Raw genomic sequence first — 23,727 nt, forward strand, 5'->3', positions numbered from 1 at the left:
AATAAAGGGACTGGGCGTTATGACGCCGTTTCCCCAGTGACCCGCCCGGGTAGCTCAGGGGTAGAGCAGCGGATTGAAAATCCGCGTGTCGGTGGTTCAAATCCGCCCCCGGGCACCATTTTCCTTGCTTCCGTATCGTCGCTGCGCGCCTCACATGAAGCGTGCTCAGGGCTTTTCGTTTTGATCCCCGCTTCGCTTTGCTGCGCGATGGATCGGGCTCAGGGCTGCGCCGGACGTATCGCGCTTGTGGGGGGGGCTTGGGCGCTGGGGCTTCATCCTTCGACAGGCTCAGGATGAGGCCGGGACTCTCGAGAAGACTAAAGCCAGCAGGTGCGGCCGCAGGCCCGGTGGGGCTGCGGTCATGATCCCGGTTTATTGAAGACCAGCTTTTTCAGGCGTTTTCGGAGAAGGGCCTCTTGTGTGCCCGCGCTCGTCCTTCGACTTCGCTCAGGATGAGCGCTTTGAGCTGTGCGGTTCAGAGCTTCAGGGTGGATGAAGGGCAGCGTGCGAGGCAAGGGCAGTGTCGCCCCATACGAAGCGAGTGGAGACGGAAGGCTCTTCATCCCGATGTGAAGGGCCCTCAGAAGCGAGCATGTTCATCGCGCGTCCGGGCGCGAGCTTTTCCCAGGGCGTTCGCGGCGCGAACCTTGTCCAGTCATTGGGGTCCGGTTTGTCGCCGAAGGCCTGGAGGGTGATGTAGATGCGGCCTCTTGCGCAGACGCTGTAGCCGATGAGGCCGGAGCTATGCTCTGCGCGCCGGGCCTTCATATAGCGGTCCAGCCACCAGAGCTGCCACAGGAAGACCGGCCAGTAGCGAAGCTCCAGCTTTGCGAGCACATCGAGGATCCAGTCGCGGGCGATCATGGGCCAAGACTAGGCCGGGCGCGAGCGGGGGCGGAAACTATTGGTGCAAAGCCAGTGCAGGCACGGTGTTCCGGCGGTGCATCCGGGGTGCATGGGCGGTGTTTTTAAGGCCTGCCTCGGGTGGCGAATGCTGCACCTGCGAATTGCTCGCATTTTCAACTGGAAGCGCTTTGCAGCCGGCGCGTCGCCTCGCCGCAGACGAGGGGGCAGAAATTTCCGCAATCCGGGTTAGTTATGATGGGCATGGCATGTTGCCATCGCGCTGAAAGCGTCCTAACCCGACGCTTTCGACGCCCCGTCCTTCGAGGAGCATGACTTCCATGACCGAGATTGAACAGTTTGCTCTCGACTATCTGCCAGTGATCCTTTTCCTGGGCCTTGGCGTGATCCTGTCGCTCTTGTTCATCATTGGCGCGGCCATCCTGGCGCCGTCCAATCCGGACCCGGAAAAGAACTCGGCCTATGAGTGTGGTTTCAACGCGTTTGACGACGCGCGGATGAAGTTCGATGTGCGCTTCTATCTTGTCGCCATCCTCTTCATCATCTTCGACCTTGAAGTCGCCTTCCTGTTTCCATGGGCTGTCAGCCTCGGCGCCATCGGCGTTTTTGGCTTCTGGTCCATGGTGGTGTTCCTCGGCGTGCTGACGGTGGGTTTCATATACGAATGGCGCCGTGGGGCGCTGGAGTGGGAATAGAATGGCCGACGATTACAAGCCATATGCACTGGGCGCCGGACGCGCCGGTGTCGAAGGCGGACATGATGTGCGCCCTGACGACCCGTTCTTTGCGGGCCTCTCCGATCATCTTGCCGACAAGGGCTATTTCACCGCGCGGGCCGATGACCTGATCGGCTGGGCGCGCTCGGGCTCGCTCATGTGGATGACGTTCGGTCTGGCCTGTTGCGCGGTCGAGATGATGCAGGCGGGCAACCCCCGCTATGACCTTGAGCGCTTTGGCATGGCGCCGCGCGGCTCCCCGCGCCAGTCCGACGTGATGATCGTGGCCGGGACGCTCACCAACAAGATGGCGCCCGCGCTCCGCAAGGTCTATGACCAGATGCCGGAGCCGCGCTATGTCGTGTCCATGGGCTCCTGCGCCAATGGCGGCGGCTATTATCACTATTCCTATTCCGTGGTGCGTGGCTGTGACCGGATCGTGCCGGTCGATATCTATGTGCCAGGCTGTCCGCCGACCGCCGAGGCGCTGGTCTATGGCATGCTGCAACTTCAGAAGAAAATCCGCCGCGAAGGCTCGATCGAGCGCTAGGCGAGAAGGATTGACTGGTCATGATTGAAGCCCTGAAAGAACTTGGCGAACATATCAGCGACTCGTGCGCCGACATGGTGAAAAGCTTCCATGTCAGCCATGGTGAGCTGACGCTGGTTGCCGAGCGCGATTCGATCCTGCGGCTGTCGAAATTCCTCAAGGATGACAATCAGTGCGTTTTCGAGACGCTGATCGATATCTGCGGGGTCGACTATCCGGAGCGCAGCCAGCGCTTTGAGGTCGTCTATCACTTCCTGTCGATGCGGCTGAACCAGCGCATCCGCATCAAGGTCTTTACCGATGAGGCTGCGGCTGTACCGAGCCTGACCGGCCTTCACCCCAGCGCCGACTGGTTCGAGCGCGAAGCCTTCGACATGTATGGCATCCGCTTTGCCGGCCATCCGGACATGCGCCGCCTGCTGACGGATTATGGCTTCGAAGGCTATCCGCTGCGCAAGGACTTCCCGCTGACCGGTTACACTGAAGTGCGCTATGATGACCTTGAAAAGCGCGTCGTGAACGAGCCGGTGACCCTCGTGCAGGAATACCGGAATTTCGATTTCCTCTCGCCATGGGAAGGCATGACCAAAGAGCTGCCGGGCGACGAGAAGGCTGAGAGCGAGGCTGATAATGGCTGATAGCGCTTATATTTCCGCGAGCGACGACGACCGCAAGTTCACGCTGAACTTCGGCCCGCAGCACCCGGCCGCGCACGGCGTGCTTCGCATGATCATGGACCTCGATGGCGAAGTCGTCGAGCGGATCGACAGCCATGTCGGCCTGCTGCATCGCGGCACCGAGAAGCTGCTCGAGTACAAGACCTATCTACAGGGCCTGCCTTATTTCGACCGGCTGGATTATGTCGCACCGATGAACCAGGAACATGCCTGGTGTCTGGCGATCGAGCGTCTGCTGGGCATCGAGGTGCCGCGCCGCGCGAAGTTCATCCGGGTGCTCTATTCGGAAATCGGCCGCATCCTGTCGCACATGCTGAATATCACGACGCAGGCGATGGACTGCGGCGCGCTGGCGCCTATTACTTGGGGCTTTGAAGAGCGCGAAGTCCTGATGGGCTTTTATGAGCGCGCCTCCGGCTCGCGCATGCACTCTGCCTATTTCCGTCCGGGCGGGGTCCACCAGGATCTTCCGCCAGACCTGCTGGACGATATTTCCTATTTCTGCAGCCGCTTCCCGGACGCGATTGCGCATATTGAGGGTCTCATTACCGAGAACCGTATCTTCAAGCAGCGCAATGTCGATATCGGCGTTGTCGATGAGAAGATGATCATGGAGTGGGGCTTTTCCGGCGTGATGGTGCGCGGGTCCGGCCTTGCCTGGGACCTTCGCCGCTCGCAGCCTTACGAAATCTATGACGAGATTCCGGGCGAGGTCTTCAAGGTCGTCGTCGGCAATAATGGCGACAATTACGACCGCTATGTCTGCCGCATGGAAGAGATGCTGGTGTCGAATGACATCATGAAATGGTGCATCGAGAACATGCCGGAAGGCGAGGTTCTGCTGGCGGGCTCCAAGGTCTCGCCGCCGCGCCGTGGCGACATGAAGCGCTCCATGGAAGCGCTCATCCACCACTTCAAGCTCTACACCGAAGGCTTCCACGTGCCTGAGGGCGAGGTCTATGCCTGCGTCGAGGCGCCGAAGGGCGAGTTCGGTGTCTATCTGGTTTCTGACGGGACGAACCGGCCTTACCGCGCAAAGATCCGGGCACCGGGCTATCCGCACCTCGCGGCCATGGACCATCTTTGCAAGGGCCACATGCTGGCAGACGTGTCTGCCATTCTGGGTTCGCTCGATATCGTGTTTGGGGAGATCGACCGCTAATGGCCCTACGCCGTTTTGATCTTGAGGCGGGCGGCGAAACATTCGCCTTCAACGCCGAAACAGAGCCGACGATTGAGTTCTGGCTGGGCAAGTATCCGGCTGACAAGAAGCGTTCGGCGGTGATCCCGCTGCTCTGGCTGGCGCAGAAGGATAATGGCGGCTGGCTGTCCGAGCCGGCCATGCGCACCGTCGCTGACCGTCTGGAGATGCCGTATATCCGCGTCTATGAGGTCGCGACCTTCTATACGATGTTCCGCCTCCAGCCGGTCGGCAAGAACCACGTCCAGCTGTGCGGCACGACGCCCTGCATGCTGCGCGGGGCCAATGACCTCAAAAAGGTCTGCGAGAAGCGCATCGGCAAGAAGATGGCTGTGACCGATGACGGCCGGCTTTCCTGGGAAGAGGTCGAGTGCCTTGGTGCCTGCGTGAATGCGCCCATGGTGCAGATCAATGACTATTATTATGAGGATCTGACGCCGGAGACGCTGGACGAGATCCTGTCGAAACTGGCGGGCGGTGTGGCCGTTGAGCCCGGCAATTTCGTTGACCGGCTGAACAGCGCGCCGGAAGGCGGAGCCACGACGCTGAAGGAAGGCGGGCTCTATGATGGCTCGCGCAATGGCGTCGCCGGTCTGCCGAATCTTCCCGAAGCAACCAATGGCGACAAGCCGGAAGCCGAAGCCAAGGGCGAGCCCGCCCGGTCCAAGCCGACCAATGTCGACCGCGAGGAAACCTCCAAGGCTGCGGTCGAGAAAGCCGACGATGAGCTTGAGCTGGAGGGTGAGCGCCCGGAAGCTGCGGACATCGACGCCGAAGAGTCCGATGACCTGAAGAAAATCAAGGGGATCGGGCCGAAAATTGAGACGCAGCTCAATGAGCTGGGCGTCCATCGCTTTGCGCAGATCGCTGCCTGGAGCGACGACAATGTGAAATGGGTCGACGGGTATCTGTCCTTCCGGGGGCGTATCCAGCGCGAGGAATGGATTTCGCAGGCCAAGACACTTGCATCTGAGGACAAGAGCTAATGCTGCAGGACAAGGATCGCATCTTCACCAATCTCTATGGCGCGCATTCGCCGGGCCTCGAGGAAGCAAAGAAGCGCGGTGCCTGGCACCTGACGCGCGAAATGCTGCAGCAGACACCGGAATGGATCTGCGACCAGATCAAGGCTTCAGGTCTTCGCGGCCGGGGCGGGGCAGGCTTTCCGACCGGCCTCAAATGGACCTTCATGCCGAAAGAGGTTCGTGACCGTCCGCACTATCTTGTCGTCAATGCAGACGAGTCCGAGCCGGGCACCTGCAAGGACCGCGAGATCATGCGTCACGATCCGCACCTTCTGATCGAAGGCTGCATGGTGGCCTCCTATGCGATGCGCGCGCATGCCTGCTACGTCTATCTGCGCGGTGAGTATATCGCCGAGCGCGAGGCGCTGGAGGCGGCCGTCAAGGAAGCCTATGAGGCCGGCCTGATCGGCAAGAACAACAAGAATGGCTGGGATTTCGATCTCTATGTCCACCATGGCGCAGGGGCCTATATCTGCGGCGAGGAAACGGCCCTTCTGGAAAGCCTCGAAGGCAAGAAAGGCCAGCCGCGCCTGAAGCCGCCATTCCCGGCCAATGCCGGCCTCTATGGCTGCCCGACCACGGTGAACAATGTCGAATCGATTGCTGTCGCGCCAACGATCCTGCGCCGCGGGGCCGAGTGGTTTGCGGGCTTTGGCCGTCCGAACAATACGGGCACCAAGCTCTTCTGCGTGTCCGGCCATGTGAACAAGCCGTGCAATGTCGAGGAAGAGATGTCGATCACCTTCCGTGATCTCATCGAGACCCATTGCGGTGGCATCCGTGGCGGCTGGGACAATCTGAAGGCGGTCATCCCGGGTGGCTCATCGGTGCCGATGGTGCCAGCCGAGCAGATCATGGACGCCTATATGGATTTCGACACGCTGCGCGACCTGCGCTCGGGTCTCGGCACGGCGGCCGTTATCGTGATGGACAAGTCGACCGACCTCATCCAAGCGATTGCGCGGATTTCCTACTTCTACAAGCATGAAAGCTGCGGCCAGTGTACGCCGTGCCGTGAAGGTACGGGCTGGATGTGGCGCGTGCTGGAGCGCATGGCCAAGGGGCAGGCCGAAATGGCCGATATCGACATGCTGCTGGATGTGGCCGGACAGGTCGAAGGTCACACGATCTGCGCCCTCGGCGATGCAGCGGCCTGGCCGGTTCAGGGCCTCATCCGTCACTTCCGCCATGAGATCGAAGACCGCATCAATGAGTACCGGGCGCCCAAGACGGTCGTGCGCGGTGCAACGGTCGCAGCAGAGTAGGGGAGCCGGCGAGACGTCATGACCATGTTCCGCAATATCCTGACAGCCGTCTGGTGCGCCATCATCATCGGGACGAACACGTTCGCCCTGATCGTGACGGTGCAGCATTTCGGCCTGGATATGCTGTCCTTTGGATCGCTGTCGCTGCCGATTTTCCAGATGGTGGCCCTGGCGGTTCTGGGGGTCATGTCGCTGGTGTCGACCAAATATCTCTGGGCGATCCTTGCGGTTGCCGTCATCTCACTCCTGATGAGCGTGGGCTATGACCTGTTCGGTCAGGGTGCACGGGTCGCACGCCCGTCTTCCTTGCTGGGCAGCCTTGCCCTGATCATTCCAACCTATCTGCTGGCGCGCTGGAATACGCTGTCGCGCGAGCCTGATTTCAATCCCGTACAAGAGTTCTAAAGCCATGGCTGACGACCTTTTCAAACTGAATATCGACGGCAAGGACATTGAGGTCCCCAGGCACTACACGCTGATGCAGGCGTGTGAGGAGGCTGGCGCCGAGATCCCGCGCTTCTGCTATCATGAGCGCCTGTCGGTAGCCGGTAATTGCCGCATGTGCCTGGTTCAGTGGAAGGGCGCGCCAAAGCCGATCGCGTCCTGTGCGCAGACCGTTGGCGACATGCGGATGAACCCTGACGGCACGCCGCCGAACATTCTGACCTCCGGCGACTATGTCGAGAAGGCGCGCAATGGCGTCATGGAATTCCTGCTGATCAATCACCCGCTGGATTGCCCGATCTGCGACCAGGGCGGTGAGTGCGACCTTCAGGACCAGGCCATGGCCTATGGCCGGTCGGGCTCACGCTATTCGCTGAACAAGCGCGCGGTCGAGAACAAGAATATGGGCCCGCTGGTCAAGACGATCATGACCCGCTGCATCCAGTGCACACGCTGCGTGCGCTTTGCGGCCGAGGTTGCGGGCGTTGAAGAACTCGGCATGATCTCGCGCGGCGAGGATGCGGAGATCACGACCTATCTGGAAGAGTCGCTGTCCTCAGAGCTTTCCGGCAATGTCATCGATCTCTGCCCGGTCGGCGCGCTGACCTCCAAGCCCTATGCCTACAATGCGCGCCCGTGGGAGCTGCGCAAGACCGAATCCATCGACATCATGGACGCGATGGGCGCAGCCATCCGGGTGGATGCGAAGGGCGCGGGCGTCATGCGGATCATGCCTGTCGTGAATGAAGAGGTGAATGAGGAGTGGCTGTCGGACAAGTCGCGCTTCATCTGGGACGGCCTTGCCCGTCAGCGCCTTGATCGTCCTTATGTACGAGAGGGCGGCAAGCTGAAGCCGGCTAGCTGGCCGGAAGCGCTGAAGAAGACGGCCGAAGCCCTGAAGGCCTCCGGCGCCAAGACGGGCTTTATTGCGGGTGACCTGATCGAAGTCGAACAGGCCCGCGCCGCGCTGGATCTGGCGCGCAGCCTGGACATGGTCTCGACCGATTGCCGGCCTGAAGGGGCAGGCTATGGCGCCGATGGCGTCCGTGAGAAATATATCCTGAACCCGACGCTGATGGGCGCCGAGGAAGCCGATGCGCTTCTACTGATCGGCACCAATCCGCGTGTCGAGGCGGCTGTCTGGAATGCGCGTATCCGCAAGGCCTGGCTGTGGAATGACCTTCAGGTGGGCCTCGTCGGCGAACCCGTCGACCTCACCTATGGCTATGATCATCTCGGGACCGGCCCGGCCGATCTCGATGGTCTGCTCGATGGCGACAGCGCCTTTGTGAAGGCGTTCAAGAATGCCAAGCGTCCGATGGTCGTTGTCGGCGAGCAGGCGCTGGTCGGTGAGCAGGGCGAGGATGTGCTGAACGCGGCGCTCAAGATCGCGCAGGATGCGGGCGCCATCAGTGAAGACTGGGCGGGGTTCGGCGTGCTCCACAATGCCGCCGGCCGCGTCGGCGCCCTCGATACAGGGTTTGTGCCGGGCGAAAACGGTCTCGACACCAAAGGCATGCTGGAGGGCGGCGTCGACACGCTGGTCCTGCTCGGCGCCGATGAGGTCGACCTCTCGCGCGTCAGCCAGGAGACCACGGTGATCTATGTCGGCTCTCACGGCGACCGGGGCGCCTCAAGGGCGGATATTGTCCTGCCCTGCGCGGCCTATACGGAAATGGAAGCGACCTATGTGAATACGGAAGGCCGTGTCCAGATGACCGGCAAGGCGGTTCAGCCGAAGGGCGAGGCGCGCGAAGGCTGGGCGATCTTCCGGGCGCTCTCTGAAATTCTGGAGAAGCCGCTCTCCTATGATTCGGCGGACGAGCTGCGTGAGCAGATTCGCGAACATAATCCGGTCTTTGCCGGACTTGGCTTCGCGCCGGGCAAAGGCGGCCATGAGGCTCTGTCGAAAGCGGCAGGCGGCACCAAAAACCTCGCCGGAGCGCGTCCTTTTGAAGCGCCTTTCGAGGATTTCTATCTGACCAACCCGATCGCACGGGCATCAAAGACTATGGCGGAATGCTCGCTCATGAAGCGTGGCCTTGAAACGCCGGTAGCAGCGGAGTAGGCGAGCGCCATGAGTGCATTCATCCAGGAACATGGACTGCTTTTCGGCTGGCTGACCGTCATTGGTCAGATCCTGCTGTTCACTGTCGTCCTGCTGCTCTCTCTTGCTTTCCTCCTGCTCATGGACCGCAAGGTCTGGGCGGCTGTGATGATGCGCAAGGGCCCGAACGTGGTCGGGCCGTTCGGCCTGCTTCAGAGTTTTGCCGACTTCGGCAAATTCCTGCTGAAGGAAATCATCATTCCGGCGGGCGCGAACAAGACGGTCTTCCTGCTGGCGCCGATCATGTCGCTGACGCTCGCCTTCGCAGCCTGGGCCGTGATCCCCGTGGCGCCGGGCTGGGTGGTTGCTGACCTCAATGTCGGCATCCTCTACCTGTTCGCGGTGTCCTCGCTCGGTGTCTATGGCATCATCATGGGTGGCTGGGCATCGAACTCGAAATACCCGTTTCTCGGCTCGCTACGCTCGGCTGCGCAGATGGTGTCCTATGAAGTCTCCATCGGCTTCATCATCATCACCGTGATCCTGCTTGTCGGCTCAATGAACCTCAGCGCCATTGCCGAGAACCAGTCGGGCGGCTTCTGGACCTGGCACCTGTTCAGCTTCAACAACATCATCCTGTTCCCGGTGATGGTGGTCGTTTTCGTGATGTTCTTCATCTCTGCACTGGCCGAGACGAACCGTCCGCCCTTCGACCTGCCGGAGGCCGAATCGGAGCTGGTGGCCGGTTATCAGGTGGAATATTCGTCCACGCCGTACCTGCTCTTCATGATCGGGGAGTATCTCAACATCGTTCTCATGTGTGCGATGATGACGCTGCTCTTCCTTGGTGGCTGGCATGGCCCGATCCCGTTTGGGGAGGCCTTCGTGTCGAACTTCCCCGACTGGATGGTGAACCTCGGTCATCTCGCCTGGTTCATGGCCAAGACCGTTTTCTTCTTCTTCCTGTTTGCGCTCGTGAAGGCCGTGGTTCCGCGCTATCGCTATGACCAGCTGATGCGCCTTGGCTGGAAGATCTTCCTTCCGACCTCGCTCGGCGCCGTCTTCATCGTCGCGGGCTATGTCGTTTACACAGGAGTCCAGGCATGAACATCGTTCAGTCCCTCCGCGGCGCCATGATGACGGACTTCCTGCATGCCTTCAAAATCGGCATCCAGGAGATGTTCACCCGCAAGGCGACCGTGAACTACCCGTTCGAGAAAAACCCTCTGTCTCCGCGTTTCCGCGGGGAACATGCGCTGCGCCGTTATCCCAATGGCGAAGAGCGCTGCATCGCGTGCAAGCTGTGCGAGGCGATCTGTCCGGCACAGGCGATCACGATCGAGGCAGAGCCGCGCGCCGACGGGTCACGCCGCACGACGCGCTATGACATCGACATGGTGAAATGCATCTATTGTGGCTTCTGTCAGGAAGCCTGCCCGGTGGATGCCATTGTCGAAGGGCCGAATTTCGAATTCGCGACGGAGACGCGCGAAGAACTCTACTATGACAAGGACCGACTGCTTGCGAATGGCGACCGCTGGGAACGGCTGATCGCGCGCAATCTTGAACTCGACGCGCCGTACCGTTAGGGCGGCGCCTTCACTTTTCCTGCAGCGGCCCTGATGGCTGCTGGCAACATTGGGGCTGTACCGGTGGAACTCATCGCCTTCTACATTCTGGCAGCGATCGTGACGTTCTCGGCGATCGCCGTGATCGCGGCCAAGAACCCGGTCCATTCCGTGCTGTGGCTCATCACGGCCTTCTTCACATCGGCAGGCCTGCTAGTCCTGATCGGCGCGGAATTCCTCGCCATGCTTCTGGTGGTCGTCTATGTCGGTGCCGTCGCGGTGCTCTTCCTGTTCGTGGTGATGATGCTGGACGTCGACTTCGTTGAGCTGAAGCAGGGCTTTCTGAGCTATCTGCCTTTCGGCGCGCTGGTCGGCATTGCCTTTATCGCGGAAATCGCGCTCGCCACCTTTGCGCGCGGCAGCGATATGGCGGAGCTGAACCCGAGCCCCGGCGCCGAAACCAATGCCGAAGCCATCGGGCAGGTGATGTACACTGAATACCTCCTGCTGTTCCAGCTGTCGGGCATCGTGCTTCTGGTCGCCATGATCGGCGCCATCGTGCTGACGCTGCGCCACAAGCCGCATGTGAAGCGGCAGAACATCGCCAAGCAGACCGCGCGGACCCGCAAGGATGCGACCCGCCGTATTGATGTCGAATCCGGGAAGGGGCTCTAGGTCATGGATATTACCATCAACCATTTCCTCGCCGTTTCGGCGATGCTGTTCACGACCGGTGTCGTCGGCATCTTCGTGAACCGCAAGAACGTCATCGTCATCCTGATGGCGATCGAACTCATCCTGCTGTCGGTCAATATCAATCTGGTCGCCTTTTCCGTCTTCTCGGGCACGATTGCCGGACAGATTTTCGCCATGCTGGTGCTCACCGTTGCGGCCGCTGAAGCGGCTGTCGGGCTCGCCATTCTCGTTGTTTTCTTCCGCAATCGCGGCGACATCGCCGTCGAGAGCGTCGACCTGATGAAGGGATAGGCTGGATATGCTTCCTGATATCGCACTTCTCTTCATTGTCCTGGCGCCGGGCCTCGCGGCCCTGATCGCCGGACTGTTCCAGAAGTATGTGACCGACACCGGCGCCATGGTGATCACGACCGGGACGGTCGGGCTGGCCGGTATCCTCTCGGTCATACAGCTCTTCATGTACGCCTTTGGCGGCGGCGTAGCCGAAGCCGTTCACACGGCAGCGCCGGCAGCCGGTGAACATGGCGCCGCAATGGTCGCGCCGATCCAGCATATCATCACGCTGATGACCTGGATGGATGTCGGCCAGTTCCAGGCGGACTGGGCCATCCGCGTCGATGCCATGTCCATCGTCATGATGGCCGTGATCACAGGCGTCTCCGGCCTCGTCCACCTCTATTCCTGGGGCTATATGAGCGAAGACCCGCACCGGGCGCGCTTCTTTGCCTATCTGTCGCTCTTCACCTTCATGATGCTGATGCTGGTGACGGCGGACAATTTCATCCAGCTCTTCTTTGGCTGGGAAGGCGTGGGCCTCGCCTCGTATCTTCTGATCGGTTTCTGGTACACCAGGGATGCGCCCAATGCGGCGGCCATCAAGGCGTTCGTGACCAACCGGGTCGGCGACTTTGGTCTCGCGCTCGGTATCATGGCGGTCTTTGTGGTGTTCGGCTCGGTTGAATTCGAGCCTGTGCTGACCGCGATCCGTGAGAATGCGACCGTGACCCCGCTTGCACTGGCCGAGGCGGCACCGATCCATGATCTCGTCATTCCGTTCCTTGCCTGGAATGTGCCTGCGCTCGAAGTGATGGGCGTGCTGCTCTTCATCGGGGCGATGGGCAAGTCGGCGCAGTTCTTCCTGCATGTCTGGCTGCCGGACGCGATGGAAGGCCCGACGCCTGTGTCCGCGCTCATCCACGCCGCGACGATGGTGACGGCGGGCGTCTATCTCGTCTGCCTCGTCTCTCCCATCTATGAGTACGCGCCGTTCGCGGCCGGCATGGTGACACTGATCGGCGCGGTCACCGCGCTCTATGCGGCGACCGTCGGCATGGCCCAGAACGACATCAAGCGCGTCATCGCCTATTCGACCTGTTCGCAGCTCGGCTACATGTTCTTTGCCGCCGGTGTCGGCGCCTATCAGGCGGCCATGTTCCACCTGTTCACCCACGCTTTCTTCAAGGCGCTGCTCTTCCTCGGCGCCGGGTCTGTCATCCATGGCATGCACCATGAACAGGATATGCGCCGCATGGGCGGTGTCGCGAAGTTCATGCCGCTCACCTATGCGGCGATGATGATCGGCACGATTGCGATCATCGGTCTTGGGATCCCGCACACATCGCTCGGCTTTGCCGGCTTCTTCTCCAAGGATGCGATCCTGGAAACGGCCTTTGCGGCGGGCGAAGCAGGCGTCACCTTCGGCATGATGGCCTTCATCTTCGGTATCGTGGCGGCGCTGCTGACAAGCTTCTATTCCTGGCGCCTCATCTACATGACGTTCCATGGGCCGCGCGAGGATTCGATCCCACCGGAGACGCCGGAATTCGACAGCCATGCTGATGAGCATCTCTCGGTCGACGAGCACGGCCATCATCACCATGATGAGGATCCGCATGAGAGCCCGCTCGTCATGCTGATCCCGCTCGGCCTTCTCTCGCTGGGCGCGATCTTTGCCGGCTTCCTGTTCTACGATCCGATGGTCGGCCATGATCAGGGCGCGTTCTGGGCAGGCGCAATCTATACCGCCACCGACAACACGCTGCTGGCCGACAAGTACAATGTGCCGGGCTGGGTGTTCTGGGCGCCGCTCTTCGTGACGGTGACCGGCTTCCTGATCGCAACCTTTACCTATCTGTTCAATCGCGGTTTCGGGGCGAAAATCGCCGCATCAGGCGGCCCGCTCCACAGCCTGTTCGCGAACAAGTGGTATTTCGACGAGATCTATAATGCGACCTTTGTGAAGGCCACTTACTGGCTGGGCGGTTTCTTCTGGAAGACCGGCGACAAGCGCATCATTGACGGGCTTGGGCCCGATGGCGTGACGTCGCTCGTTCGCTGGGGCTCGCGGCGCCTGTCCGCGATGCACACCGGCTATCTCTATCATTATGCATTCGTGATCATCGGCGCAGCGCTGGTCTTTGGCGCGGTGATCTTCTGGCGTGTCGGAGGGGCAGGCTAATGGGTAATTTCCCGATTCTGACGGCGGTGACATTTCTGCCGCTGGCTGGTGCCTTGCTGATCATGCTGGTGCAGACGGCCACCGGCAAAAGCGGTGACGATGCCGAGCGTGGACGCCAGTCTCTCATGGCGGGGCTGATCTTCTCGGCGGCCACCTTCCTGGCTTCGCTGGTCATGCTGGTCAGCTTTGAGGTGGATGCGCCCGGCTATCAGCTTGTCGAGGAAGTCAGCTGGTTTGCCGGGGTGCAGTACAAGCTGGGCATCGACGGCATGTCGCTGCTGCTCATCCTGCTGACGACGCTGCTGACCCCGATCAGCCTCATCGCCTCTTTCGGCTCTGTGAAAGAGCGCGTCACCGAGTACACGATTGCCTTCCTCGTGCTTGAGACCTTCATGATCGGCGTCTTCTGCGCGCTGGACATGGTGCTCTTCTATGTCTTCTTCGAGGCTGGCCTCATCCCGATGTTCATCATCATCGGTGTCTGGGGCGGGGCAGAGCGTATCTATGCCTCGTTCAAATTCTTCCTCTACACGCTGCTTGGCTCGCTCTTCATGCTGGCTGCCATTGTCTTCATGTATATGCAGGCGGGCACATCGGACATCACGCAGCTTGCGAATTACGCCTTCGCACCTGAGGTGCAGACCTGGCTGTGGCTCGCCTTCTTTGCATCCTTCGCGGTGAAGCTGCCCATGTGGCCGGTCCATACCTGGCTGCCGGATGCGCACGTGCAGGCCCCGACGGCCGGCTCCGTCATCCTGGCGGGTATCCTTCTGAAGATGGGCGGCTATGGCTTCCTGCGCTTCTCGCTGCCCATGTTCCCGGATGCGAGCCAGTTCTTCCAGCCGATGATGTTCGCCCTGTCGGTGATCGCCATCGTCTATGCGTCTCTTGTGGCTTTCCGCCAGACCGACATGAAGAAGCTGATCGCCTATTCGTCCGTCGCCCATATGGGTTTCGTGACGCTCGGTATCTTCTCCTTCACCGAGGTCGGCGTACAGGGCGCGATCTTCCAGATGATCTCGCACGGCCTGATCTCCGGCGCGCTCTTCCTCATCGTCGGTGTTGTCTATGACCGCACCCATACGCGGGAAATCGCGGCCTATGGCGGCCTGGTGAACAAGATGCCGGTCTATGCGGCGATCTTCATGCTGTTCTCTATGGCCAATGTCGGCCTGCCGGGGACCAGCGGGTTTGTCGGGGAGATCCTGACCATGACGGGCACGTTCCAGGCCTCGACCTGGGCCGCTGCCGGCGCCGCGCTCGGTGTTATCTTCTCGGCCGTCTATATGCTGACGCTTTACCGGCGCACCGTGTTTGGCGAGGTGACCAATCCGGCACTGGAGACCATTCAGGATGTGACCCTCAAGGAACTCATCACCCTGGTCCCGCTGCTGATCGGCACGGTCCTGCTCGGCATCATGCCAAATATAATTTTCGATGTGACGCGCGAAACCAGCCTGCGCGCGCTTCAGATGATCACCGGAGGCTAGAGGCACATGCTCGATTTTCAGGCGATGATCTCTGCCATTGGGCCTGAGCTATTGCTCGCGCTCGCAGGCCTGCTCGGCGTGCTGGCCGGCGCTGTCATGGGCGATCGTTTCAACGCAATCTCCTTCAAGCTGGGTGCAGCCACACTGGTTCTGGCTGCGCTTGTCGTTCTCATGAACTGGGATGGCGGCACGGCCTTTGGCGGGCTCGTCACGACGGGGCCGTTCGTGAATTTCGCCAAGGTGGTGAGCTTCCTCGCTGGTGCGGCGACGCTTCTGATGGGCGAGAATTTTCTCAAGCGCCATGAAACGATCCGCTATGAGTATCCGCTTCTGGTGATCTTTGCCTCGCTGGGCATGGGGATCATCCTCTCGGCGTCGAACCTCATGACGCTCTATATGGGGATCGAGACGCTGAGCCTCTCTTCCTATGTGCTGGCCTCCTTCCACCGCGACTCGATCCGCTCGTCTGAAGCGGGTCTGAAGTATTTCGTCCTGGGTGCGCTGGCCTCTGGCCTTCTGCTTTACGGGATTTCGCTGGTGTATGGCTTCACCGGGTCGACCGCCTATGCCGACATCGCTGGTGCAGAGCGGGGCATCGGTCTTCTCTTCGGCATGGTGCTGATGATTTCCGGCATGGCGTTCAAGGTGTCGGCAGCGCCGATGCATGTCTGGACGCCGGACGTCTATGAAGGCGCGCCGAGCCCGGTGGTCGCTTTCTTTGCGACGGCGCCGAAAATGGCTAGCATGGTCGTCTTTGCGAACCTGCTCTTCTCGGCCTTCCCGGGCGTGTTTGCGGACTGGCAGCTGATCATCGCGATCATCGCGACCCTCTCCATGGTCATCGGCGCCTTCGGTGCGCTGAACCAGACGAACCTCAAACGCCTGCTCGGTTACTCCTCCATCGCCAATATGGGCTATGCGCTGGTGGCTGTGGCCTCTGGCGCGGAATTTGGCGCGGCGGCCTTGCTCGTCTTCATGACGACCTATGTCATCGCGTCCATCGGTCTGTTCGGCGGCGTCATGTCGATGCGCCGTGAGGGCGGCATGGTGGAGAATATCGATGAGCTGTCCGGTCTTGTGCGCCGGCGCACAGGCATGGCGCTCGCTTTGACCGTTCTCCTTATCTCGGTCGCGGGCTTCCCGCTGGCGGTGGGCTTCCTCGGCAAGCTGGTTCTGTTTGAGGCGGGCTGGAATGCCGGGCTTCTGCCGCTGCTCATCATCCTGGTGCTGAGCTCGGTCCTGGCCTTTGGCTATTATCTGCGGATCATCCTCATCATGTGGGTGAAGGAGCCGGCCGAAAGCTTCCAGCCGGTCGATACGGCGGTGTCTTCGGCGGTCTACCTGTCGGCGGCGGCGTGTCTTGCGCTCTTCGTCTTCATTTCGCCCTTTATCGACTGGGCGACGCGCGCGTCTGCCGGGTTCATGCAGTGATCGCAGACGCGCCGGTCCTCTGGTTCGACGAGATCGACAGTACGAATGAAGAGGCCAGGCGCCGCGCGCAGGCCGAAGAGACCGGTGCAGTCTGGCTGGCGGGCCGGATGCAGACTGCGGGGCGCGGGCGTCTTGGGCGCGTCTGGGATTCGCCGACCGGCAATCTGTTCGTGACGGCCTTGTTCGAAGCGCCCGGCGGGCTTGCGAACGCGACCCGCTATCCCTTCGCGTCCGGTCTTGCCGTACTCGACGCTTGCGCGGCCTTCATTGAGGGCGGTCAGCTTCAGCTGAAATGGCCCAATGATGTGCGCGCGGACGGCGAAAAGCTTTGCGGTATCCTTGTTGAAGCCGGCACGACGAGGTCAAAGTCGACCTGGGTCGCGTGCGGCATGGGTATCAATGTGCGCACCGCGCCAGAGCGCGCCGGACAGGCGGCGACGAGTCTTCTGAAACTGGGTGCGAATGAGGCAATAACCCCCGAGATCTTCCTTGATGCGCTGCGGCCCGCCTTTGTGCTGCGTTGCCGTCAGGCGGCCGAGGATTTCAACAGCCTTCTTACTGACTGGGAGCGGCATGCTGAAGGCCTCGGCAAGCAGGTAACGGTCGGCAAGGCCGATGACGCCCAGATGGGCATTTTCAAGGGGCTTGGCCCTGATGGCGCCCTCCTGCTTGAAATGCCGGACGGGGCGACGCAGACGATCCGGGCAGGGGATGTAGAGCTGGTAAAGGAGATTGACGGCGATGCTGCTCGCAATTGATGTCGGCAATACGAATACAGTTTTCGCGCTTCACGATGGCGAAGACTGGGTCGCGATGTGGCGCAGCGCCACCGATGCGCGGCGCACCGCGGACGATTATATCGTCTGGCTGGAGCCGTTGATGCATATGCGCAAGGTGTCGGTCTATGACATTGATGCCTGCGTCATTTCCTGCGTGGTGCCGCAGGCCCTGTTCAATTTCCGTAATCTGGCGCGGCGCTATTTTGCCACCGAGCCACTGGTCGTGGGCGAGCCGGGCGTCGAGCTTGGTGCGCCGATCCGTATTCCACGGCCCGAACAGGTGGGCGCCGACCGTCTGGTGGCGGCCATCGGCGCGCATATCAAATATCCGGGCGCGCTTATCGTCATCGATAGCGGGACGGCCACGACACTGGATATTGTCGGCCCGGATGGCGGGTTCGAGGGCGGCATTATCAGCCCCGGCATCAACCTTTCCATGCGCGCCCTTCACGATGCGGCCGCGCAGCTGCCGCGTATCGCCATCCAGAAGCCGGAGAAGATTATCGGCGACTCGACTGTGGCTGCGATGCAGACGGGTGTGTTCTGGGGCTATATCGACCTCATCGATGGCCTTGTAAAACGGGTGAAGGCCGAATACGGCCAGCCGATGACTGTAATTGCGACCGGCGGCGTCGCCTCGCTTTTTGAAGGCGCGAGCGCGACGATCGACCATTATGACCAGACCCTGATGGAGTCCGGTCTTCTGGAAATCTACCGCCGGAACCGGAAAGGACCCGATGCCCAATAAGGACACGCCTGAACTCGTCTTCCTGCCGCTTGGCGGCTGCGGCGAAATCGGCATGAACCTGAACGCCTATGGCTATGGTCCGCCCGATGACAGGCGATGGATCCTGGTCGATCTGGGCGTGACATTCGGCGATGATACCACGCCGGGCATTGATCTCATCACCCCTGATCCGGAATTTATTGCCGAACATGCGGACCAGATCGACGCGATCTTCCTGACCCACGCGCATGAGGATCATATCGGGGCGGTGGGTCTGTTGTGGCCGCGCCTGCGTGCGCCGCTTTATGCAACGCCCTTTACCGCGCACCTCGTGGCCGGAAAGCTGGCCGAGCGCGGCCTCGGCAAAGTCGATGTGAATGTCGTGCCCATGGGCGGAGAAGTGGAAACCGGGCCCTTCAAGGTCCGCTATATCACGCTGACCCATTCTATTCCGGAGCCGAATGCGCTGGCGATCGAGACCCCGTCCGGAACGATCCTGCATACGGGTGACTGGAAGATCGACCCCGATCCGCTGCTGGGCGAGGGGGTGGATGTCGAGGGGCTGAAGCGTCTTGGCGATGATGGCGTGCTGGCCATGATCTGCGACAGTACGAACGTCTTTGTCGAAGGCGAGAGCGGCTCGGAAGCGACGGTCCGCAAGAATCTGATCGAACTGGTTGGCAGCCTGAAAGGGCGCATCGCGGTCGCGACGTTCGCGTCCAACGTGGCACGCGTTGCCACCGTGATCGAGGCGGCGCGCAAGGCCGGGCGGAGCGTCTGCCTTGCCGGACGCAGCATGCACAAGATTGTCGATGCCGCCGTGCAGACGGGCGTCCTGAAAGACCTGCCGGACCTGGTCGACGAGGCCGATGTGGGCAGCTTTCCGCCGGAGAATATCCTGATCCTGTGTACGGGCAGCCAGGGCGAGGAGCGCGCGGCGCTGGGGCGGATCGCGCACGGGACGCACCGGCATATTACGCTTGGCGAGGGGGATACGGCGATCTTCTCCTCACGCGTTATCCCGGGCAATGAGAAGGGCATCTTCGAGATGCAGAACGCGCTGGCCGAGAAGGGCGTGCGCATCATCACCGACAAGATGACCAAGGAGCCGATCCATGTCTCCGGCCACCCGGCGCGCGATGAGCTGCAGCGCATGTATCAGTGGGTGCGCCCGCGCATATCGGTGCCGGTACATGGTGAGCGCCGGCATATCGTCGAGCATGCCGCCTTTGCGCGCAGCATGCAGGTGCCCGAAGCCGTCACGCCCCGCAATGGTGACCTGATCAGGCTGGCGCCCGGCAAGGCGGAAGTGATCGACACAGTCCCGAATGGGCGGCTTCATCTGGATGGGAACCGTCTGGTGCCGGCCGGGTCCGAGGGGCTTCGCGAACGGATCGCCATTTCCAAATTCGGCTATGTTTCGGCCAGTGTCTCGCTTGATGAGAACGGCGCGATTGCCGACGGCCCTTATCTGGCGGTGCGGGGCATGTCGGAGAAGGACGGGAGTATCGCCGACGAGTCCATCGACGAGATCGAAGCGGCCTGCGACGACGCGCTCGATGGTCTCTCGCGCAGGAAACGCCTAGATGATGATGCCGTGGAGACAGCGCTTGTCCGCGCGATCCGCAAGGCGTGTGAACGGACCTTCGGGCGCAAGCCCCTGGTCGATGTAATCGTGATGAGAGTGTGAGGCAGACAATGGCTGATGATTTCAAACTTGGACCGCTCAACCATGTTGGCGTTGCGGTCCCGTCGCTCCCCGACGCAATCGAGACCTATAAGACACTGTACGGGGCGACCGATATTACCGAGCCGTTCGACATGCCGGCCCAGGGTGTGAAGGTCTGTTTCGTGAACCTGCCCAACAGCCAGATCGAGCTGATCGAGCCGCTCAATGAAGAGAGCCCGATCCACAATTTCATCGAGAAGAACCCGAAGGGCGGCCAGCACCATGTCTGCTTTGAGGTCGCCGATATCCACGAGGCGGTCGAGGTCATGAAATCGCGCGGCGCAACCGTGCTGGGCGAGCCGCGCATCGGCGCACATGGCACGCCCATCGTTTTCGTTCACCCAAGGAACACCAATGGCGTCCTTGTCGAACTGATGGAGACGCCGAAGGGCGATCACTAGGAGGTTTGAGCCATGAGTCCTGTCGGCGGCGTCGTTATCTTCCTCATTTCCTGGTGGGTCTGCCTGTTTGTGGTCCTGCCCATCGGGGTGCGTGGCCAGTTTGAGGATGGTGAGGTCACCGACGGGACCGAAGAGGGCGCGCCTGCTCATCCCATGCTTGCGAAGAAAGCGCTCTGGGCCACCATTGGCGCGGCGATCTGTACGGCGATTGCGGGGATTATCGTCGTGCCGATGCTGCGCTATTACGGGGCCTGAAACCGGCGCCAAAAAGCTGCGCGCTTGCAGGCGCACTCTAGCCAATCGATACGACTGCCAATAACAGGTGGAAGCTGCGATCCGCCTTGTAAGGAGTGAGCCTGTCTCAATGCGCCTTTCCCGATATTTCCTGCCAGTTTCCAAGGATGTGCCCGCGGATGCGGCCATCGTTTCCCACCAGCTCATGCTGCGCACCGGCATGGTCCGTCAGAACGGCGCGGGTATCTATACCTGGCTGCCGCTCGGGTTTCGCGTGCTCCAGAAGATCGAGAAGATCGTGCGTGAGGAGATGGATCGGGCAGGGGCCATCGAGCTTCTCATGCCAACGATCCAGCAAGCCGAGCTCTGGCAGGAAAGCGGCCGGTATGAGGCCTATGGCAAGGAGATGCTGCGCATCACCGACCGCCATGAGCGCGAAATGCTGTTCGGGCCGACCAATGAAGAACTGATTACGGATGTCTTCCGCGCCTATGTGAAGAGCTACAAGTCGCTGCCGCTGAACCTTTATCACACGCAGTGGAAATTCCGCGACGAGATCCGTCCGCGTTTCGGTGTGATGCGCGGCCGCGAATTCCTGATGAAGGACGCCTATTCCTTCGACCTGACAGAGGAAGGCGCGCGCAAGAGCTATGAGAAAATGTTCTGCGCCTATCTCAATGCGTTTGACCGGATGGGGCTGACGGCCATTCCGATGCAGGCAGATACCGGGCCGATTGGCGGCGATCTCAGCCATGAATTCATCATTCTGGCCGACACCGGCGAAAGCGCTGTCTTCTGCGACAAGGCGCTGCTGGACGTACCGGCACCTGGACTGGATCTCGACTTCGATGGCGATCTGTCAGAGGTCATGGAGCGGCGCACGCAATATTATGCGGCGACCGAGGAAAAGCATGACGAGGCCGAATTCGCGAAGATACCGGAAGACCGTCAGGTCTCGGCGCGCGGCATCGAAGTCGGCCATATCTTCTTCTTCGGCACGAAATATTCCAAGGCGATGAATGCGACCGTGCAGACCGCCGACGGCGAAAACGTGCCCGTTCAGATGGGCAGCTATGGTATCGGCGTTTCCCGCCTTGTTGGCGGTATCATCGAAGCCTGCCATGACGAGAACGGGATTGTATGGCCGCAGGCGGTCGCGCCGTTCGATGTGGGCCTGATCTCGATGAAGCCAAAGGACGAGACGGTATCGGGTGTTGCCGATGGTGCCTATGAAGCGCTGCAGAACGCTGGCCTCGACGTTCTTTATGATGAGACCGATGAGCGGCCAGGCTCCAAGTTCAACCGCATGGACCTGATCGGTCTGCCCTGGCAGATCGTCATCGGACCGCGCGGTGTGGAGGCTGGTGTCGTCGAGGTGAAGAACCGCAAAACCGGCGAGAAGTCTGACATGCCGCTCGAGGAAGCCATTGCGAAGGTGAAGGCCGGCTGATGGCGAAAGCGGCGCCATTTGGACAGGTCGAGCGCGCGCTGGCCTGGCGCTATTTGCGGGCGCGGCGCCAGCATGGCGGCGTGTCGCTGATCTCGATCATTTCCTTTTTCGGCATCATGCTGGCGGTGATGGCACTGATTGTCATCATGTCCGTCATGGCGGGCTTTCGCTCGACGCTTCTCAATGCGCTGCTTGGCGGGCAGGGACATGTCTTTGTCTCCGTGCAGGGCCTTCCCGAAAGCGATGTGGATGTGCTGACCGGCGATATATTGGAGCTTGAAGCGGTCGAGCACGCTTTTCCGTTCATTGAGCAGCAAGTGCTGGCGACGTCGGAATATGCCCGGACCGGCGCGATGGTCCGGGGCGTTCGTACCGAAGACATCGGGGCGCTACCCTATCTGGAGGGCGGTCAGTCCACGGCGGATGCGGCCGGGTTCGGCGAGGGACGCAATGGCGGAGACGTGGTGCTGGTCGGGGCCTTTCTGGCGCAGGATCTCGGACTGGAGATTGGCGACAAGATCACGTTGATCGCGCCAGAGGGGGTGTCGGGGCCGTTCGGGGTCACGCCGCGGTCGAAGGCGTATACGATTGGCGATACGTTCACGACCGGCAGCGTCGAGCTCGACAAGCTCTATGTCCTGATGCCGATGCAGCAGGCGCAGCTCTTCTTCAACAAACGCGGCGAGTATCAGGCCATCGATGCGCGCCTTTTCAATCCGATGCGGACAGAGCCGGTCATGGCCGAGATCAGGTCTATGACGGGCAATCTGCCTGTGCAGGACTGGAAGCAGCGGCGTGCCTCCTATTTCAACGCGCTGAACGTCGAGCGCGGGATGATGCGGGTCATCATGCTGATCCTCATCACAATCACCGCGCTCAACATCATTACCGGCGTCGTCATGCTGGTGAAGAACAAGACACGCGACATTGCCATTCTGCGTACAATCGGCACGCCGCGCGGGGCCATCATGCGCATCTTCATCATGATCGGCGCCATTCTCGGTCTGACCGGCGCCTTGATCGGTCTCGCCTTCGGGGTTCTGATCGTCCTGAATATCGGTCTCGTCGAAGGCTTCCTCAGCACTGTACTCGGCCGGGATGTTTTTGATGCCGAGGTCTATGGCCTTGATGGTCTTCCGGCAGAGCTCGACTGGGGCGAGGCGGTATTTACGACGCTCTGGGCGATGGGCATGTCGATCCTGGTGACGATCTGGCCGGCCTGGAATGCCGCGCGGCTGGACCCGGTTGACGCATTGAGGTTCGAATAATGGCAGGCGTCCCAGTTCTTGAGCTGCGCGGTATCGTCCGCGAGTACCGGTCCGGGCCGAGCGTCCTGCAGGTGCTGGACAAGGCCGACCTTGTTCTCAACAAGGGTGAACTGGTCGGTCTGGTCGGCCCGTCGGGCTCCGGCAAGTCGACCCTGCTCCATACTGCGGGGCTGCTTGAACGGGCCGAAGGGGGTGAGGTGCTGCTGGATGGGGAAGGGGTCCTGTCCCTCTCCGATGCTGCACGCACGCGTCTTCGCCGCGAGAAGCTCGGCTTTGTCTATCAGTTCCACCACCTCCTTCCCGAGTTCAACGCGCTCGACAATGTCGCCATGCCGCTGATGGTGAATGGTGTGCGGCGCCGGGAAGCGCGCGAAAAGGCGCGCGAGCTGCTGGCGGAAATGGGCCTGGCAGAGCGGATGGACCACCAGCCGGGCGCGCTGTCCGGCGGTGAACAGCAGCGCGTCGCGATTGCCCGGGCGCTGGTCAATGATCCCAAGCTGGTGATTGCCGATGAGCCGACGGGCAATCTGGATCCGGCGACGACCGAACGGGTTTTTGCGAGCCTGATCAAGATTGCGCGCATGGAAGGCGCTGCCGTGCTGGTGGCGACCCATAATATGGCGCTCAACCAGCATATGGACCGGGTGCTGACGCTGCAGGACGGAAAACTCACAGACTTTGCAGGCTAGGGTCTTCGACTCAGGGCA

At 61.1% G+C, this 23,727-nt stretch carries 24 protein-coding genes and 1 tRNA gene; 24 read left to right on the plus strand and 1 reads right to left on the minus strand.

From position 1 onward, the window contains the following. Positions 1–43: 43 nt before the first annotated feature. Positions 44–118, plus strand: a tRNA-Phe gene (locus ABNU55_RS07105). Positions 119–483: 365 nt separating this feature from the next. On the opposite strand, the gene ABNU55_RS07110 is transcribed toward ABNU55_RS07105, so the two are convergent. After that, complete coding sequence (locus ABNU55_RS07110) at positions 484–864, minus strand: hypothetical protein (protein WP_348764278.1); 381 nt, start codon at positions 862–864, stop codon at positions 484–486. Between the two features lie 320 nt (positions 865–1,184). Between ABNU55_RS07110 and ABNU55_RS07115 the strand changes: the two genes are divergently transcribed. The 23 genes from ABNU55_RS07115 (at position 1,185) to ABNU55_RS07225 (ending at position 23,709) form a co-directional block, all read left to right on the plus strand. After that, on the plus strand, positions 1,185–1,559 hold the full coding sequence (locus ABNU55_RS07115; RefSeq protein ID WP_290748699.1) for an NADH-quinone oxidoreductase subunit A: 375 nt from the start codon (positions 1,185–1,187) through the stop codon (positions 1,557–1,559). A gap of 1 nt (position 1,560) precedes the next feature. Next, the gene (locus tag ABNU55_RS07120; protein ID WP_290748697.1) at positions 1,561–2,130 is read left to right on the plus strand and encodes an NADH-quinone oxidoreductase subunit B; all 570 of its coding nucleotides are present in this window, start codon (positions 1,561–1,563) and stop codon (positions 2,128–2,130) included. A gap of 20 nt (positions 2,131–2,150) precedes the next feature. Continuing rightward, a complete protein-coding gene (locus ABNU55_RS07125; RefSeq protein WP_290748695.1) occupies positions 2,151–2,768 on the plus strand; it encodes an NADH-quinone oxidoreductase subunit C in 618 nt (205 codons plus the stop codon). Beyond that, on the plus strand, positions 2,761–3,969 hold the full coding sequence (locus ABNU55_RS07130) for an NADH-quinone oxidoreductase subunit D (protein WP_290748692.1): 1,209 nt from the start codon (positions 2,761–2,763) through the stop codon (positions 3,967–3,969). Before ABNU55_RS07125 ends, ABNU55_RS07130 begins: the two co-directional genes overlap by 8 nt. After that, positions 3,969–4,994, plus strand: coding sequence for an NADH-quinone oxidoreductase subunit NuoE (gene nuoE, locus ABNU55_RS07135; protein WP_290748689.1), 1,026 nt, complete (start codon positions 3,969–3,971; stop codon positions 4,992–4,994). The genes ABNU55_RS07130 and nuoE overlap by 1 nt, the downstream gene beginning before the upstream one ends. After that, complete coding sequence (gene nuoF, locus ABNU55_RS07140) at positions 4,994–6,298, plus strand: NADH-quinone oxidoreductase subunit NuoF (protein ID WP_290748687.1); 1,305 nt, start codon at positions 4,994–4,996, stop codon at positions 6,296–6,298. The genes nuoE and nuoF overlap by 1 nt, the downstream gene beginning before the upstream one ends. A gap of 18 nt (positions 6,299–6,316) precedes the next feature. Next, a complete protein-coding gene (locus ABNU55_RS07145; protein ID WP_290748684.1) occupies positions 6,317–6,703 on the plus strand; it encodes a hypothetical protein in 387 nt (128 codons plus the stop codon). A gap of 4 nt (positions 6,704–6,707) precedes the next feature. Then, entirely contained in the window at positions 6,708–8,810 is a 2,103-nt protein-coding gene (nuoG, locus tag ABNU55_RS07150) for an NADH-quinone oxidoreductase subunit NuoG (protein WP_290748681.1), read from the plus strand. A gap of 9 nt (positions 8,811–8,819) precedes the next feature. Beyond that, positions 8,820–9,896, plus strand: a complete 1,077-nt coding sequence (gene nuoH, locus ABNU55_RS07155) for an NADH-quinone oxidoreductase subunit NuoH (protein ID WP_290748672.1) — start codon at positions 8,820–8,822, stop codon at positions 9,894–9,896. Continuing rightward, positions 9,893–10,378 (plus strand): NADH-quinone oxidoreductase subunit NuoI, encoded by a 486-nt coding sequence (gene nuoI / locus ABNU55_RS07160; protein WP_290748669.1) that lies wholly within the window; start codon positions 9,893–9,895, stop codon positions 10,376–10,378. Before nuoH ends, nuoI begins: the two co-directional genes overlap by 4 nt. Positions 10,379–10,411: 33 nt before the next feature. Then, entirely contained in the window at positions 10,412–11,032 is a 621-nt protein-coding gene (locus ABNU55_RS07165) for an NADH-quinone oxidoreductase subunit J (protein WP_290748664.1), read from the plus strand. A 3-nt stretch (positions 11,033–11,035) separates the two neighbouring features. Further along, positions 11,036–11,344 carry an NADH-quinone oxidoreductase subunit NuoK gene (nuoK, locus tag ABNU55_RS07170; protein ID WP_290748662.1) on the plus strand — a complete coding sequence of 103 codons (309 nt, stop codon included), beginning with the start codon at positions 11,036–11,038 and terminating at the stop codon, positions 11,342–11,344. Between the two features lie 7 nt (positions 11,345–11,351). Then, the gene (gene nuoL, locus ABNU55_RS07175) at positions 11,352–13,511 is read left to right on the plus strand and encodes an NADH-quinone oxidoreductase subunit L (protein WP_290748660.1); all 2,160 of its coding nucleotides are present in this window, start codon (positions 11,352–11,354) and stop codon (positions 13,509–13,511) included. Next, entirely contained in the window at positions 13,511–15,001 is a 1,491-nt protein-coding gene (locus ABNU55_RS07180) for an NADH-quinone oxidoreductase subunit M (RefSeq protein ID WP_290748657.1), read from the plus strand. Before nuoL ends, ABNU55_RS07180 begins: the two co-directional genes overlap by 1 nt. A gap of 6 nt (positions 15,002–15,007) precedes the next feature. Beyond that, the gene (locus tag ABNU55_RS07185) at positions 15,008–16,432 is read left to right on the plus strand and encodes an NADH-quinone oxidoreductase subunit N (RefSeq protein ID WP_290748655.1); all 1,425 of its coding nucleotides are present in this window, start codon (positions 15,008–15,010) and stop codon (positions 16,430–16,432) included. Further along, a complete protein-coding gene (locus tag ABNU55_RS07190) occupies positions 16,429–17,190 on the plus strand; it encodes a biotin--[acetyl-CoA-carboxylase] ligase (RefSeq protein WP_290748647.1) in 762 nt (253 codons plus the stop codon). Before ABNU55_RS07185 ends, ABNU55_RS07190 begins: the two co-directional genes overlap by 4 nt. Further along, the gene (locus ABNU55_RS07195; RefSeq protein ID WP_290748645.1) at positions 17,174–17,959 is read left to right on the plus strand and encodes a type III pantothenate kinase; all 786 of its coding nucleotides are present in this window, start codon (positions 17,174–17,176) and stop codon (positions 17,957–17,959) included. The genes ABNU55_RS07190 and ABNU55_RS07195 overlap by 17 nt, the downstream gene beginning before the upstream one ends. Beyond that, positions 17,949–19,628, plus strand: a complete 1,680-nt coding sequence (locus ABNU55_RS07200) for a ribonuclease J (protein WP_290748643.1) — start codon at positions 17,949–17,951, stop codon at positions 19,626–19,628. The genes ABNU55_RS07195 and ABNU55_RS07200 overlap by 11 nt, the downstream gene beginning before the upstream one ends. An 8-nt stretch (positions 19,629–19,636) precedes the next feature. After that, a complete protein-coding gene (gene mce, locus ABNU55_RS07205; RefSeq protein ID WP_290748640.1) occupies positions 19,637–20,068 on the plus strand; it encodes a methylmalonyl-CoA epimerase in 432 nt (143 codons plus the stop codon). A 12-nt stretch (positions 20,069–20,080) separates the two neighbouring features. After that, positions 20,081–20,323: a DUF1467 family protein gene (locus ABNU55_RS07210; protein ID WP_290748638.1), complete on the plus strand. Its 243-nt coding sequence runs from the start codon at positions 20,081–20,083 to the stop codon at positions 20,321–20,323. A gap of 109 nt (positions 20,324–20,432) precedes the next feature. Beyond that, a complete protein-coding gene (proS, locus tag ABNU55_RS07215) occupies positions 20,433–21,752 on the plus strand; it encodes a proline--tRNA ligase (protein WP_290748635.1) in 1,320 nt (439 codons plus the stop codon). After that, a complete protein-coding gene (locus ABNU55_RS07220) occupies positions 21,752–23,020 on the plus strand; it encodes a lipoprotein-releasing ABC transporter permease subunit (protein WP_290748632.1) in 1,269 nt (422 codons plus the stop codon). Before proS ends, ABNU55_RS07220 begins: the two co-directional genes overlap by 1 nt. Continuing rightward, complete coding sequence (locus tag ABNU55_RS07225; protein WP_290748630.1) at positions 23,020–23,709, plus strand: ABC transporter ATP-binding protein; 690 nt, start codon at positions 23,020–23,022, stop codon at positions 23,707–23,709. Before ABNU55_RS07220 ends, ABNU55_RS07225 begins: the two co-directional genes overlap by 1 nt. The last annotated feature ends 18 nt before the right edge of the window (positions 23,710–23,727 follow it).

Source organism: uncultured Henriciella sp., from assembly GCF_964005855.1.
GTDB lineage: Bacteria > Pseudomonadota > Alphaproteobacteria > Caulobacterales > Hyphomonadaceae > Henriciella.

Bases quoted from the DNA above. Each gene is read 5' to 3' on its own strand.
- ABNU55_RS07110 (WP_348764278.1), bottom strand. From the start codon at position 864: ATGATCGCCCGCGACTGGATCCTCGATGTGCTCGCAAAGCTGGAGCTT.
- ABNU55_RS07115 (WP_290748699.1), top strand. From the start codon at position 1,185: ATGACCGAGATTGAACAGTTTGCTCTCGACTATCTGCCAGTGATCCTT.
- ABNU55_RS07120 (WP_290748697.1), top strand. From the start codon at position 1,561: ATGGCCGACGATTACAAGCCATATGCACTGGGCGCCGGACGCGCCGGT.
- ABNU55_RS07125 (WP_290748695.1), top strand. From the start codon at position 2,151: ATGATTGAAGCCCTGAAAGAACTTGGCGAACATATCAGCGACTCGTGC.
- ABNU55_RS07130 (WP_290748692.1), top strand. From the start codon at position 2,761: ATGGCTGATAGCGCTTATATTTCCGCGAGCGACGACGACCGCAAGTTC.
- nuoE (WP_290748689.1), top strand. From the start codon at position 3,969: ATGGCCCTACGCCGTTTTGATCTTGAGGCGGGCGGCGAAACATTCGCC.
- nuoF (WP_290748687.1), top strand. From the start codon at position 4,994: ATGCTGCAGGACAAGGATCGCATCTTCACCAATCTCTATGGCGCGCAT.
- ABNU55_RS07145 (WP_290748684.1), top strand. From the start codon at position 6,317: ATGACCATGTTCCGCAATATCCTGACAGCCGTCTGGTGCGCCATCATC.
- nuoG (WP_290748681.1), top strand. From the start codon at position 6,708: ATGGCTGACGACCTTTTCAAACTGAATATCGACGGCAAGGACATTGAG.
- nuoH (WP_290748672.1), top strand. From the start codon at position 8,820: ATGAGTGCATTCATCCAGGAACATGGACTGCTTTTCGGCTGGCTGACC.
- nuoI (WP_290748669.1), top strand. From the start codon at position 9,893: ATGAACATCGTTCAGTCCCTCCGCGGCGCCATGATGACGGACTTCCTG.
- ABNU55_RS07165 (WP_290748664.1), top strand. From the start codon at position 10,412: ATGGCTGCTGGCAACATTGGGGCTGTACCGGTGGAACTCATCGCCTTC.
- nuoK (WP_290748662.1), top strand. From the start codon at position 11,036: ATGGATATTACCATCAACCATTTCCTCGCCGTTTCGGCGATGCTGTTC.
- nuoL (WP_290748660.1), top strand. From the start codon at position 11,352: ATGCTTCCTGATATCGCACTTCTCTTCATTGTCCTGGCGCCGGGCCTC.
- ABNU55_RS07180 (WP_290748657.1), top strand. From the start codon at position 13,511: ATGGGTAATTTCCCGATTCTGACGGCGGTGACATTTCTGCCGCTGGCT.
- ABNU55_RS07185 (WP_290748655.1), top strand. From the start codon at position 15,008: ATGCTCGATTTTCAGGCGATGATCTCTGCCATTGGGCCTGAGCTATTG.
- ABNU55_RS07195 (WP_290748645.1), top strand. From the start codon at position 17,174: ATGCTGCTCGCAATTGATGTCGGCAATACGAATACAGTTTTCGCGCTT.
- ABNU55_RS07200 (WP_290748643.1), top strand. From the start codon at position 17,949: ATGCCCAATAAGGACACGCCTGAACTCGTCTTCCTGCCGCTTGGCGGC.
- mce (WP_290748640.1), top strand. From the start codon at position 19,637: ATGGCTGATGATTTCAAACTTGGACCGCTCAACCATGTTGGCGTTGCG.
- ABNU55_RS07210 (WP_290748638.1), top strand. From the start codon at position 20,081: ATGAGTCCTGTCGGCGGCGTCGTTATCTTCCTCATTTCCTGGTGGGTC.
- proS (WP_290748635.1), top strand. From the start codon at position 20,433: ATGCGCCTTTCCCGATATTTCCTGCCAGTTTCCAAGGATGTGCCCGCG.
- ABNU55_RS07220 (WP_290748632.1), top strand. From the start codon at position 21,752: ATGGCGAAAGCGGCGCCATTTGGACAGGTCGAGCGCGCGCTGGCCTGG.
- ABNU55_RS07225 (WP_290748630.1), top strand. From the start codon at position 23,020: ATGGCAGGCGTCCCAGTTCTTGAGCTGCGCGGTATCGTCCGCGAGTAC.